This is a genomic window from Macrococcus sp. CoH-51_TC_04 (assembly GCF_058188655.1).
Genome location: NZ_JBVGOY010000006.1, coordinates 120,635 through 132,739, shown reverse-complemented (window position 1 = coordinate 132,739; position 12,105 = coordinate 120,635). Strand labels below are relative to the sequence as shown.

Below are 12,105 nucleotides of genomic sequence, written 5' to 3'. Positions count from 1 at the left end.
TCTTGGGAGTGAACTTAATCACTCAAATTATTGGAATTAACGTTGACATATTGTCATTCAGTTTTCAATGTTCATTTCTCATTCGTAAAAGTAAATGGAGCGGGTGATCGGAATCGAACCGACAACATCAGCTTGGAAGGCTGAGGTTTTACCACTAAACTACACCCGCATATATAATTGGTTAAAAGTAAGTGCGACCGAGAGGATTTGAACCTCCACAGGAATACTCCTACTAGGCCCTCAACCTAGCGCGTCTGCCGTTCCGCCACGATCGCGCGTTGGCATGTTTCACTTGTTTATCTCTTTTAACGACAAGATTTATTATATCTCGTATTCATTAATAAGTCAACAACTTTTTAAAAGTTTTTTTAACTTTATTAATTTGTTATTAAGAGTGTTAATTATTAAAAGTGACCCCTACGGGATTCGAACCCGTGTTACCGCCGTGAAAGGGCGGTGTCTTAACCGCTTGACCAAGGGGCCTTGTTTCAACAACGATATTAATCTTATAACGTTTTATTAATAAAGTCAACACTATTTTATAATAAAATGAAAAAGTGTAAATTTTACATATCCCAAGATAGAAAAAGGTCTAATTTCGAGTAATATCTACTCAAAATTAGACCTTTCTTGCTTTATAATCTTTCAATTTAATATTTCTTTCAACTGCCCACCACACTTGCAGCGATATTTATGAATCGACATCCGCCTCTTTCTGGGGAATTCATTATTGCACCTTTTACACCTATAAAGGTATTTAAAATGTGCATCCGGCAAAGGATTACAAAAACGAGGTGCTCCCACTTGTTGCGCTAGCTGTTTAAAGTCTCTATCACGATGCTTGTAACCCTTTCCTTCTATATGAAGATGATAATGTACAAGTTCATGTTTAATAATGTCAATGATTGCTTCCTCACCATACGCTTCGAACTGCTTCATACTAATTTCTATATTATGATTTTGAAGCATATAGCGCCCGCCTGTCGTACGTAGTCTGTTATTAAATACTGCTTGATGCAGAAATGGTTTATTAAAGTATTCAAGAGAAATACCCTGTACAAGTGATTGCAGCGCTTTATTTTCCATCAGGATTTATCATTGTAAGTGCAACCTTACCTTTATCATGCATAATATCTTCTATCCATACTTCAACAATATCACCAACAGATACTACATCTGTCGGATGCTTTACGAAACGGTCAGAGAGCTTAGAAATATGTACAAGGCCGTCCTGCTTCACACCAATGTCAACGAACGCTCCAAAGTCAACAACGTTACGGACTGTACCTGATAATTTCATTCCTTTTCTTAAATCTTCTATAGAAAGCACATCAGATTTAAGTAGTGGTGTCTCAAAGTCTTCACGTGGATCTCTTCCTGGCGCCATCAACGCAGTAATGATATCTTCCAGCGTCGGCGCACCGATACCAAGTTCATCCGCTGTACTGTGTACATCTATTTTAATAATACTTCCTTTTAATTTATCGCTTCCTAGATCATCTGCAGTCAAAGATAATTTCTTTAACAATGCGTAAGTCGCTTTATAACTCTCAGGGTGAATACCTGTGTTATCAAGCGGCTCTTCTCCATCAGGTATACGCATAAAGCCAATACTTTGTTCAAACGTCTTCTTGCCAAGTCTTTTAATCTTCGCAATTTCTTTATGATGTTTTATTGGTCCATTCTCGATTCTATAGTTGATGATGTTTTCTGCTACGCTTTTAGATAAACCTGATACATACTGTAATAATGGTGCCGATGCTGTATTCACATTAACTCCGACTTTATTTACCGCAGTTTCTACTACAAATGTCAGTGCTTCATTTAACGATTTCTGATTGACATCATACTGATATTGACCCACCCCAATTGACTTCGGATCAATCTTTACAAGTTCTGACAACGGATCTTGTACACGACGACCAATGGATACAGCACTTCGCTCTTCTACCTGGAAGTCCGGAAATTCAGCTCGTGCCAGATCACTTGCCGAATATACAGATGCACCTGCTTCGTTTACAATGATATACTTCGTCTCTAAATTATTTTCTTTTATAATCTCAGCGATAAATTGCTCTGACTCTCTGCTTGCCGTGCCGTTACCGATTGCAATCAGCTCAACATTATGCTTTTTTATTAAATTCAATACGATTTTCTTCGCTTTGTCTTTCTCACTAACCGGAGGGTGCGGATATACTACGCTCTTCTCAACAAATGTACCGAATGGATTAATGACCGCCAACTTACACCCCGTACGATATGCTGGATCTAACCCAAGAATCATCTTACCTTTTAATGGTGCCTGCAATAATAAATTCTCTAAATTTACCGAAAAGATTTCAATCGCTTGTGATTCAGCTTTCTCCGTTAATTCATTTCGAACTTCTCGATAAATAGAAGGTAGGATTAATCGCTTTAAACTTTCTTCAATTGCACGGGCTATGTATATACTTTCTCGCTCCATCATTTGTTTTCTTAAGTAGCGAACAATCGCCGTTTCATCAACCGAGATATCTACTTTAAGTACATCCTCTTTTTCACCGCGATTTATGGCAAGTATTCTATGCGGCACAATTTTATTGATACGTTCACTATATTCGTAATACATTTCGAATACGCCTTTTTCATCCTCTGCCTTTTTCTTCTTTGAAGTTGTAATTTCACCGTTTTTTTCAACATAACCTAAAATAAATGCACGATATTTCGGTTCATCAGAAATCTTCTCTGCAATAATATCAATCGCACCATTCATCGCTTCTTCAACAGTAGTGACTTCTTCTGTAATAAAATCTTTTGCTTTTTTATCAATATCTTCATAATTAAGCATCGCTTTCGCTAAAGGTTCTAATCCTTTACGCTTCGCTTCTGTGGCACGTGTCTTTTTCTTCTGTTTAAACGGGCGGTATAGATCTTCCACACGCTGCAGTTTCGTCTGTTCCATTATCTCTTTCTTTAATTCATCTGTAAGCATCCCTTGCTCTTCAATCGAACGCACAACATCTTCTTTTCGCTTCTGCAAGTTTTCCATATAGCGGTATTCTGTTTCAATGTCTTTTATTTCCACTTCATCTAGTCCACCTGTTACTTCTTTACGGTATCTCGCAATAAACGGAACAGTATTTTTCTCTTCCAGTAACTTCAATACGGAAGTAATCTGCTCTTTCTTATAAGGTAGTTTTTCTAGAATTAAATTAATAACATGCTGTTCCATAATAGCCTCCTCGAAATAATATATTAATTTTAACATAAAAAATAAGCTGGAACAGTGCGTTCCAGCTTGTTATATATTAGCTGTTTTGTACCGCATCACGTAGTTTCTTAATCGCAGTACGTTGTAGACGTGAGACATGCATCTGACTTAAGCCTATCTTCTCACCCGTTTCTTTCTGGCTTAGGCCATCAAGAAATGTGCATTGAATGATTTCTCTTTCTCTATCTGACAGAATCGGTAATACTTTCTCAAGAATCATACGTTTCTCGGTCAAGTCATAACCTTCTTCAGTATTGCCCATTACATCAAGCAACGTAACTGTTGAGCCATCCTTATCCGCTTCAATCGAATGATCCACACTTAACGCATTATAACTCTGACCCATCTCCATCGCTTCAAGCACTTCTTCTTCGGTTGCTTCTATGCGCTGCGCGATTTCGATAATCTTAGGCGACCGACCAAGTTCATTCGTTAATTCATCTGTAGCACGTTTAATCTTTGGTCCAATCTCTTTAATGCGACGCGGCACATGGACACTCCATGTCTTATCTCGTAAATAGCGTTTAATCTCTCCGATTACTGTAGGTACTAAAAAAGCTTCAAACTTTCTTTCAAAGGTAACATCAAACCTATTTATTGCACCAAGTAATCCTACCATACCTACTTGAACAAGGTCTTCATGATGACTTTGTCCTTTGGAGTACCGATATGCTAACGACTCAACTAGTTTTTGATAGTGCAGCACGAGCTCTTGCTGTGCAAATTCATCCTGGGTATCTTGATATAACTTAATCCATGCATTAATCTCTTCTGGTGTTACATCATTATAATTCTCACTACCCATCAGGCTACACCTGCTCCTCCGTTATATACTTCGTCATACTAATTGTGACACCACTGTCTTTCTTTACGTTTACCTCGTCCATTAATGACTCGATTAAAAACAAGCCGAGGCCACCTTCGCGTATAAAGTCAATATTCTCATTTTCTTCATATGGTCCAAGTTCTGATTTCGTACGTTCATAATCAAAGCTTGTACCTGAATCAGATACAATAACCTCTACTTTATCATCAAAGATAACATAACCAACGAGCACATCTCCTTGAACATCATCTTTATAAGCATGTTTAACAGCATTTGTTACCGCTTCACTTACCGCAATCTTTGTATCTTCTATCTCGTCATAGTTTGCACCCGCACGGTTTAATATCCCTGATAATGTCAGACGGACAAGCCCTACGTATTCTGCAGTTGCAGGAAATCTCATTTCAACATAATCATATCTTTCCATAAAATTACCCCTCCACCGGTTGATTTACATGCATTAAATCTTTTAAACCAGTGATGTCAAATAATCTTTCTATACGTTTGTTCACACCTAATACATATAACTCTTTATTATTTTTATTAAGTTCTTTCAACGTTCCAACAAATAAACCTAGTCCTGTACTATCCATATAAGTTACTTCATCAATACGTAGATGAATATCATGTGTCCCTTGCTGTCTGATTGGAATTAAAACTTCTTGCAATTCTGGTACAGTCGCAACATCCAGTTCACCCGCTACATTAATTTCATAATAAGCGTCATGCTCTGTTGTATCTATCTTTAAATTCATAGCTTTTCTCCCTACTTTATGAGATATTATTTTTTGTATATTCTCTGTTAGAAATACCCAAAACTAAAAATTATAAACCGTTATTTTATTCTTTTTATGATTAATATCGTTAAATCATCTTTTTTCTTAGGATCTCCAATCTTCAGAAGCTCCTCATATACAATTTGCACGATATCTTGTGGATGCAAGTCCTTATACTTACCAATTAGACTTAATAATTCATTGGTGTTAATAAACCCTCCATCTAACTTACGTATTTCAGAAACACCATCCGTGAATACAATGACCATATCTCCAATTTCGATATCGATTTCTTCTTGCTCATAGCGTGTAGAAGGATGTATGCCAAGTACAAGACCTCGTGCAGACAACTCTTCAAAACTATCAGTCTTACTTCGATATATATGACCCGGCTCATGACCTGCAGATGCATAATAAAATTTATTATTCACTTCTTCGTACAATCCATAAAACATCGTCACAAACATATTCTGGTTTATATTCTTCTCGACTACGCGATTCAGTCGCTTTAAGCCATCACTTGGCAACTGGGAATGACCATACGAATCCATTCCAAATTTAATCATACTCATGGCAAGTGCAGCAGGAATCCCTTTACCGATAACATCAGCTACTGCGAAACTCATCGTCCCATCTTTATGGTCGATTAAATTAAAATAGTCCCCATTAACTCGGTGAGCCGGGACGCTGATTGCTCCAATTTCAATCTTATCCAGATGTGGTATCTGGGTCTTCAACATTGTTGATTGAAGACTTGCCGCTACATCCATCTCTTTGTCGTGTGCTTCCATCACTTTAACGAGCGCCTTATAATCTCGATACGTAAATCCGAACCCTATAATCATTTCTGTAAGAACATCCATACCATATTGTTGTTCGATTGCACTATATGATTTCTCATTAATTAAATCTTTATGAAGCATCACAATTTCTTCCGGAGAGATATCGAGTTCGATTGCCTCAAAGCTCAATGCTTGTAATGGTTCTAGATCTTTTTCATCACGTGTCGTAATATATGTCTCCAATATATCAATATATCTTGAAACTATCTTTTCAATTTGACGCATCCCATTCCCTCTCTTTCACAAAAAAAGACTTTAGGTATTTCCTAAAGTCTATTCACTATCGATTGATAAACCCAAACTAATTATAAGTGCAGTATCCACTTCTTTCATCTTCGCCTTATCAAGCACAGTTAAATGATCAATCAACCTATTCTTATCAATGGTTCTAATTTGTTCCAGCAGTATTACCGAATCCTTTTCTAAGCGATGCGTTGTCTTGCCAATTTCAACATGGGTGGGGATTTTCGCCTTATTAATCTTTGCAGTAATTGCTGCTACAATCACTGTAGGACTATGTTTGTTCCCAATATTATTCTGAATAATAACGACGGGGCGTTTACCGCCTTGTTCAGACCCCTTCACTGGTGACAGATCAGCTAAATAAACATCTCCGCGTTTCATCTATTCACCATCAAAGGTATATGTCTGATAGTTATCAGTAACTTCACATTCTAATACATAATGTTCTGATGCTATCGATAAATTTATCTCTGCCATTGATTGATAACCTTCTATCAGCATTTGTTCCAGCTTCTGGCTCATATCTTTACCTCCATCGTCCGATTACTTACATTTTATCAAAAAGCGATTAAATGACAACAGTTATTTCATAAGTTCATTATATACTTCTACATCATCTGCGATATAGTATCGTTTTGGTAGCCTGCGACTTAAAGATGTAAGCACTTCATAAGTAATCGTCCCGAGTTGTTGTGCAACACGCTCTAATGACTGATTGCTATCAGCGTTATCATCAATTATGATACATTGTGCACCTAATAGTGTATCGTCTGGTACGCGTGCCATCATCTGATCCATACATACGCGACCGATAATCGGAACTTCAGTACCTTCTAAATTTATATTATAACCTTGCATCGCACGAGGCAGACCATCAGCATACCCAATCGGGAACGTTGCAACAACTTGGTCGCTTTGCGCAGTGTAAGTAGCGCCATAGCTTACCGTATCACCCGACTTGATATGTTTAATGAAACAAGCAGTAGAGACCAGCTGCACTGCTGGTTGTAGCTTCACGTTACTGACAGCTCTAATAAATTCGGACGGATAATAACCATAAAGACTAATACCTAATCTTACAGCATTACATTCTGAACAGTCATAGCGCAATGTTGCTGCGCTGTTCTGACAATGGATATATTGTGGCTTATTGTCATTAATAATGCCTAGGAACTTATCATACGCACATTCCGTAAGCGTATTATCCTCATCTGCAGAACTAAAATGTGTAAACACACCTTCGAAGATAAATTGTTCAACTGCAGCCACTTTATCGACAGCCGCATCATATGCCTGCTTTGTCTGCACACCAATTCTCCCCATTCCACTGTCCACTTTTATATGCAGCCAGACCGGCTTATCTTCCGCCTCTATATAACGACTTGCATCTTCAACCCACTTTGCATCTGGTGCAGTAAGAGCTAATCGATGTCTGGAAGCCTGCCTGATATGTTTGGGGTCTACTACGCCAAGCACTAAAATCTTTGCTTTAATACCATGCATTCGGAGTTCTATCGCTTCATCAAGTGTAGCAACTGCAAAAAACTCAGTTCCTGATGCCATCAAATACTTTGCAATATTAACTGAACCTAATCCATAACCATTCGCTTTAATTACCGCAATTACTGTCTTATTTGGATGCAGCTTTTCTATATCCTTAAAATTACTGCGGATTGCGTCTAGATTGACGTTTACAAATGTCGGACGATAATACCTATCACTCATATGCTCACCTCTATTTATAATACATCTATAGTATCACATTTCCATTTGTCACAATAACATAGGCTGTGGCAATTGTATCTGTATGTGCAATACTGACATGCGCATTCGTATTACCTTTTATATATGGTTTTCCTGCCGCATCATTTAAGCAACATATATCATGAAAAGAAAGTTTGCCAATTCCTGTTCCAAGTGCTTTAGCATACGCTTCTTTCACACAGAAACGGCCAGCTAGATACTCAGCTTTTCTTTTTTCAGATTGGAACGTATCAAATCGTTCGCGTTCATCAGGATGTAATATACGCGTTAAAAACTTGTCATTATCAATATATTGACTCATCCTGCTGATTTCTAATATATCTGTCCCTATCCCCTTTATCATCGTTCTCCACTTCTCTCATTTTTTGATTGATCAATGTTTTAAGTATAGATGCTTCATCTTCATGAATCAGCTGTATCGAAAGACCGTTCTCAGCTGTATGCACAGTCAATGATTTTAAATGATATCTTTTCATTACTGGTCCTTGCTCAGTTTCAACATTTTGAATCTTAACATATGGTACAATCAATTCCTCCTTATTCCAAATCCCTGTTAATAGCACAATCTCATCATCACCAATGTCATAGTAATTTGCACGATAAACTAAGATTGGCTTTGACACTATATACCACACGATGTCGAGTAACAGCAGCGCTGCCAATACGATAAATACAATGTTTGAAATTGGCAGGGCAAAGTACCACGTAACGCAATAAAATATTGCAATTATAAACGCAAATATCATTACTTGAATGAATGCACCTATGCGCATAACCTTTATACTACTTTTATGCATCTGCTTCATATTCACTACGCTCCTTCGCCATAAACCATTCATATATATGTGCCGCATCATCTCGTTCTATAAAGTCAAGAGCAGTCGTACTCCCTAGCATCCCTGCAGCCACATCAACTTCAATATTACGTAAATCTGCTTTATTCATAAACGGTGTACTCTTGACACTTAAACTTATTATATTACGCTCTTTGATATATGTTGTTGTCATTGATAATAAACCACCGTTACTGATTGAAAGTTCGTCATCTATAATCGCATAACCTGAATTTTTGTACTTAATGATCGCAGTAATAAATGTTAATACAAGAAGTACTACACCAATAATCCAGGCATAATCAAACCAATAATACTGAATCACACTCATAATGATAATAATAAACAACCAGGAAACTTGAAAGTACCTGCGTATACTACGCTTTGGAATCACATGATTCACAGCATTAAAGTTATAAGGCAGGAGTCGGCAGACAATCTCATACCCTTTATCATATGAAATAAATGGCAATAACTCTATTTCGTCATTACCGATTTCTTCTTCACCCTTCATCTCACTTGTAGTAACCACAGTAAACTTTGTCTTATTAAACAACTTTCTGAAATAACTTTGTGTTTCTTTGACACTTTGAATATTTTTCAAAACGATATACTTATCGATACGTTCAAACAATCCATAGTTTACGTTGATCACTTCACCATCGTAACGCACAGTGTATCGGTGATACTTTATAGCTGTAACGAAGATGCCGATAATATAACTTATCACTAGCAATACTATAGAAAGACCTATAACATACCCATAACCTTCACCAATTAACATTTTAACAGGATTTAAGAAACCATCCAGCGGAATAATTTCATCGATTTGTGAATACAGACCGAGTATAATTGCAATGACCGTAAACATGCCGCTACTCGTCACACTCATAAAGAGCAAGTCTTTAAACGCCAATCGATATATCACTTCAAATCGATTATCCCCGTTCAATTGATGGTCAACTGCAACTGACTCTGACATAACAGACTCATCATACTCTACCGCATCACTTCTCAATTGACGTTTACGCTCGGTTAAGAAATTACTCAGACGCACAGCCTCACTTTTAGAAATACTGTTTAGTTCAATACCATCACCTGCTGTACGCACCTGCATAATAACTCCGCCAAGAATTTGATTAGCAAGACCAGCATTCGTATCAATCGTCTGTATCTTTCCAATATAGATCTCTTTAATCTTCTTACTTATGATTCCTGTTTCCAGCAATAATTTATCATCTTCGATCCAGTATTTCGTTATACGTGCTTCAATAATACGGAGTATGATATTAATCAATGTAATAATCAGCATAAATACAGCAAACATATTATTCTGAATCGCATCTAGCGTAAATCCATCACGAACAATCCAGAATAAACCAATCCCAATTAAAAATAAATTCTCCTTTATCGCCTTTAATGCGTTTGATAAGTACGTCGAATAATGGAGGGTATGTTTACTGTTCATAATGAATCTCCTTTATTCTCTCTATAATTTGTGATGCAATTAGCTCTGCATCATCAGCATACATCAACGGCATCACATTACTATCTCCGCGAGTATATACTGTAACTTGTGCTAATCGATATTTCTGCATTAACCAGCCACGTTTAATACAAACAGACTGCATAATATCGACAGGTAATACCATACGTTCCGTAAAATATGCCCCACTGGATAGTTCAAGCGTTACTCGATTCAATTGATACTTCGTATATTTTTGGCGAAGTCTGACACCAATAATAAGCTTGTACAACGGATAGAGCAATAATATAAAAATTAAAAATTAAAAAATCATATTTAATCGTCAAGTATTTATGCATCACAAAATATATCACCCCGGAAATGACAGTGAATAATATAAATAGCATTATCGCTTTTACATACATATATTTAACAGCAGCTTGTGGTTGAAAATTATTTAAATCAATCTCGTACATGAGCAACCTCCATTCTTCAAAATTATACCAAAGATATAGAAAGACCTACAAACAAAAAAAGCCAGGACATCTGTCCTGGCTTGACTTGTGGCTTAACGCTCCCAAGACAGCTTTATTTTTTGTGATCTGCGAAGGTTCTGCCTTTAAATGTTTTTTTCGCTTTAGGTGCTTTACTTCCACGATCGAACGCTTTACGACGGTTATCTTTACCATCTTTACGATTACGGTTACCGCCACCTGAGCGGTTACCTGAACGGCCACCACGGAATGACTTACCGCCACCTTTACGTCCAAGTGGTTTTTCGAATGTTAATTGAACATCAACATCGTTATTTGATTGAATTAACTCTTGTAACAATGATGCTACTAATTTCACATCACCGTACTCTTCGATTAATTCTTTCGCGATTGATTCGATACGTGCTTCAGTATTTGCTTCAACCCAAGCTTTTACTTTAGATTTAACATCTTGTTCACGTGCTTTCATAACCTCACCTGGTGTTGGTGGACGTAATGCCTGCATTTGACGATTTTTCGCTTTTTCAATTTGACGGATATAATCCATTTCAACTGGATTAACGAATGAAATCGCCATACCATGCTTACCTGCACGTCCTGTACGTCCGATACGGTGTGTATAACTTTCAACATCCTGAGGAATATCAAAGTTGTAAACATGCGTTACACCTGAAATATCTAATCCACGTGCTGCTACGTCAGTTGCAACAAGAATATCAATTTGGTCATTTTTAAATTTCTTTAATACTTCAAGACGTTTCGCCTGAGTAATATCACCGTGTAGTCCTTCAGCACGGTAACCTTTAGAAATTAATGCACTTGTCAATTCGTCTACACGACGTTTTGTACGTCCGAATACGATTGCAAGTTCTGGTTGGTGTACATCTAAGAAGTTTGTAAATGTATCAAATTTCTCTAATTCTTTAACGATTGTGTAGAACTCTTCAATTGAAGGATCTGAATCGTTGTTTGTCATCGTTTTTACGATAACTGGGTTTTTCATGAACTTTTGAACAAGTTCTTGAATTGCTTTAGGCATTGTTGCTGAGAAAAGCATCGTCTGACGATTTTCTTTCGGTAATTTATCCATGATAAAACGCATATCATCGATGAATCCCATGTTCATCATTTCGTCAGCTTCGTCTAAGATTAAAGTATTGATATCTTCAGTCTTTAAAGTGCGACGATTTAAATGGTCGATGACACGACCCGGTGTCCCTACAACGATTTGAGGTTTCTTCTTAAGTTCTCTAATCTGACGGTCAATCGGCATACCACCGAATACAGTTGTAACTTGGATTCCTTGTCCACGACTGAAAGCCTTCAACTGCTCTGCAACCTGTACAGCTAACTCACGTGTCGGAGCCAGGATTAAACTTTGGATCCCTTCACGGCCTTTAACCTTTTCAATTAAAGGTATACCGAATGCACCAGTTTTACCAGTACCAGTTTGCGCTTGGCCTAGTACGTCACGGCCAGCCATCGTATGTGGGATACTATCCGTTTGAATCGGTGTAGGTTCTGTAAATCCCAACTTCTCCAGCGCATTTATGGTAGGTTCGCTGATACCTAGGTCTCTAAATTTTTGCAATATGATTTCTCCTTTTGTCTT

The 12,105-nt window shown here is 37.4% G+C and carries 15 protein-coding genes and 3 tRNA genes; all 18 read right to left on the bottom strand.

From position 1 onward, the window contains the following. Positions 1-95 precede the first annotated feature (95 nt). The 18 genes from ACZ2V4_RS07535 to cshA all read right to left on the bottom strand — a co-directional run bounded on the left by ACZ2V4_RS07535 (position 96) and on the right by cshA (position 12,084). Positions 96-169: transfer RNA gene (locus ACZ2V4_RS07535), tRNA-Gly, on the bottom strand. Between the two features lie 23 nt (positions 170-192). Then, positions 193-275 (bottom strand) — tRNA-Leu (locus tag ACZ2V4_RS07530). Between the two features lie 136 nt (positions 276-411). Continuing rightward, positions 412-483: transfer RNA gene (locus ACZ2V4_RS07525), tRNA-Glu, on the bottom strand. A 162-nt stretch (positions 484-645) separates the two neighbouring features. Further along, the gene (locus ACZ2V4_RS07520; RefSeq protein ID WP_219493136.1) at positions 646-1,086 is read right to left on the bottom strand and encodes a SprT family protein; all 441 of its coding nucleotides are present in this window, start codon (positions 1,084-1,086) and stop codon (positions 646-648) included. Further along, positions 1,076-3,211 carry a Tex family protein gene (locus ACZ2V4_RS07515; RefSeq protein ID WP_490514684.1) on the bottom strand — a complete coding sequence of 712 codons (2,136 nt, stop codon included), beginning with the start codon at positions 3,209-3,211 and terminating at the stop codon, positions 1,076-1,078. The genes ACZ2V4_RS07520 and ACZ2V4_RS07515 overlap by 11 nt, the downstream gene beginning before the upstream one ends. A gap of 76 nt (positions 3,212-3,287) precedes the next feature. Continuing rightward, entirely contained in the window at positions 3,288-4,055 is a 768-nt protein-coding gene (gene sigB / locus ACZ2V4_RS07510) for an RNA polymerase sigma factor SigB (RefSeq protein WP_219493140.1), read from the bottom strand. Positions 4,056-4,059: 4 nt separating this feature from the next. After that, positions 4,060-4,503 (bottom strand): anti-sigma B factor RsbW, encoded by a 444-nt coding sequence (rsbW, locus tag ACZ2V4_RS07505; protein ID WP_101141625.1) that lies wholly within the window; start codon positions 4,501-4,503, stop codon positions 4,060-4,062. 4 nt (positions 4,504-4,507) lie between these two features. Next, the gene (locus ACZ2V4_RS07500) at positions 4,508-4,831 is read right to left on the bottom strand and encodes an anti-sigma factor antagonist (protein WP_101141627.1); all 324 of its coding nucleotides are present in this window, start codon (positions 4,829-4,831) and stop codon (positions 4,508-4,510) included. Positions 4,832-4,911: 80 nt separating this feature from the next. After that, positions 4,912-5,910 (bottom strand): PP2C family protein-serine/threonine phosphatase, encoded by a 999-nt coding sequence (locus tag ACZ2V4_RS07495; protein WP_458620304.1) that lies wholly within the window; start codon positions 5,908-5,910, stop codon positions 4,912-4,914. Between the two features lie 57 nt (positions 5,911-5,967). Further along, entirely contained in the window at positions 5,968-6,318 is a 351-nt protein-coding gene (locus ACZ2V4_RS07490) for a type II toxin-antitoxin system PemK/MazF family toxin (RefSeq protein ID WP_101141631.1), read from the bottom strand. After that, positions 6,319-6,459, bottom strand: a complete 141-nt coding sequence (locus tag ACZ2V4_RS07485; protein ID WP_099482357.1) for an antitoxin MazE — start codon at positions 6,457-6,459, stop codon at positions 6,319-6,321. A 60-nt stretch (positions 6,460-6,519) separates the two neighbouring features. Then, entirely contained in the window at positions 6,520-7,662 is a 1,143-nt protein-coding gene (alr, locus tag ACZ2V4_RS07480; RefSeq protein WP_490514683.1) for an alanine racemase, read from the bottom strand. 25 nt (positions 7,663-7,687) lie between these two features. Then, on the bottom strand, positions 7,688-8,044 hold the full coding sequence (gene acpS, locus ACZ2V4_RS07475; protein WP_101141634.1) for a holo-ACP synthase: 357 nt from the start codon (positions 8,042-8,044) through the stop codon (positions 7,688-7,690). Further along, entirely contained in the window at positions 7,986-8,507 is a 522-nt protein-coding gene (locus ACZ2V4_RS07470) for a PH domain-containing protein (RefSeq protein WP_420493980.1), read from the bottom strand. Before ACZ2V4_RS07470 ends, acpS begins: the two co-directional genes overlap by 59 nt. Further along, entirely contained in the window at positions 8,491-10,002 is a 1,512-nt protein-coding gene (locus tag ACZ2V4_RS07465) for a PH domain-containing protein (RefSeq protein WP_490514682.1), read from the bottom strand. Before ACZ2V4_RS07465 ends, ACZ2V4_RS07470 begins: the two co-directional genes overlap by 17 nt. Then, positions 9,992-10,291: a PH domain-containing protein gene (locus ACZ2V4_RS07460; RefSeq protein ID WP_490514681.1), complete on the bottom strand. Its 300-nt coding sequence runs from the start codon at positions 10,289-10,291 to the stop codon at positions 9,992-9,994. The genes ACZ2V4_RS07465 and ACZ2V4_RS07460 overlap by 11 nt, the downstream gene beginning before the upstream one ends. Continuing rightward, positions 10,218-10,475 carry a hypothetical protein gene (locus ACZ2V4_RS07455; RefSeq protein ID WP_490514686.1) on the bottom strand — a complete coding sequence of 86 codons (258 nt, stop codon included), beginning with the start codon at positions 10,473-10,475 and terminating at the stop codon, positions 10,218-10,220. Before ACZ2V4_RS07455 ends, ACZ2V4_RS07460 begins: the two co-directional genes overlap by 74 nt. Positions 10,476-10,587: 112 nt before the next feature. After that, positions 10,588-12,084: a degradosome RNA helicase CshA gene (cshA, locus tag ACZ2V4_RS07450; RefSeq protein ID WP_490514680.1), complete on the bottom strand. Its 1,497-nt coding sequence runs from the start codon at positions 12,082-12,084 to the stop codon at positions 10,588-10,590. Positions 12,085-12,105 lie beyond the last annotated feature (21 nt).

Coding starts and splice junctions, on each gene's coding strand:
- alr (WP_490514683.1), bottom strand. CDS start 7,662: ATGAGTGATAGGTATTATCGTCCGACATTTGTAAACGTCAATCTAGAC.
- rsbW (WP_101141625.1), bottom strand. CDS start 4,503: ATGGAAAGATATGATTATGTTGAAATGAGATTTCCTGCAACTGCAGAA.
- ACZ2V4_RS07485 (WP_099482357.1), bottom strand. CDS start 6,459: ATGAGCCAGAAGCTGGAACAAATGCTGATAGAAGGTTATCAATCAATG.
- ACZ2V4_RS07465 (WP_490514682.1), bottom strand. CDS start 10,002: ATGAACAGTAAACATACCCTCCATTATTCGACGTACTTATCAAACGCA.
- ACZ2V4_RS07470 (WP_420493980.1), bottom strand. CDS start 8,507: ATGAAGCAGATGCATAAAAGTAGTATAAAGGTTATGCGCATAGGTGCA.
- ACZ2V4_RS07455 (WP_490514686.1), bottom strand. CDS start 10,475: ATGTACGAGATTGATTTAAATAATTTTCAACCACAAGCTGCTGTTAAA.
- ACZ2V4_RS07515 (WP_490514684.1), bottom strand. CDS start 3,211: ATGGAACAGCATGTTATTAATTTAATTCTAGAAAAACTACCTTATAAG.
- acpS (WP_101141634.1), bottom strand. CDS start 8,044: ATGATAAAGGGGATAGGGACAGATATATTAGAAATCAGCAGGATGAGT.
- ACZ2V4_RS07490 (WP_101141631.1), bottom strand. CDS start 6,318: ATGAAACGCGGAGATGTTTATTTAGCTGATCTGTCACCAGTGAAGGGG.
- ACZ2V4_RS07520 (WP_219493136.1), bottom strand. CDS start 1,086: ATGGAAAATAAAGCGCTGCAATCACTTGTACAGGGTATTTCTCTTGAA.
- ACZ2V4_RS07500 (WP_101141627.1), bottom strand. CDS start 4,831: ATGAATTTAAAGATAGATACAACAGAGCATGACGCTTATTATGAAATT.
- sigB (WP_219493140.1), bottom strand. CDS start 4,055: ATGGGTAGTGAGAATTATAATGATGTAACACCAGAAGAGATTAATGCA.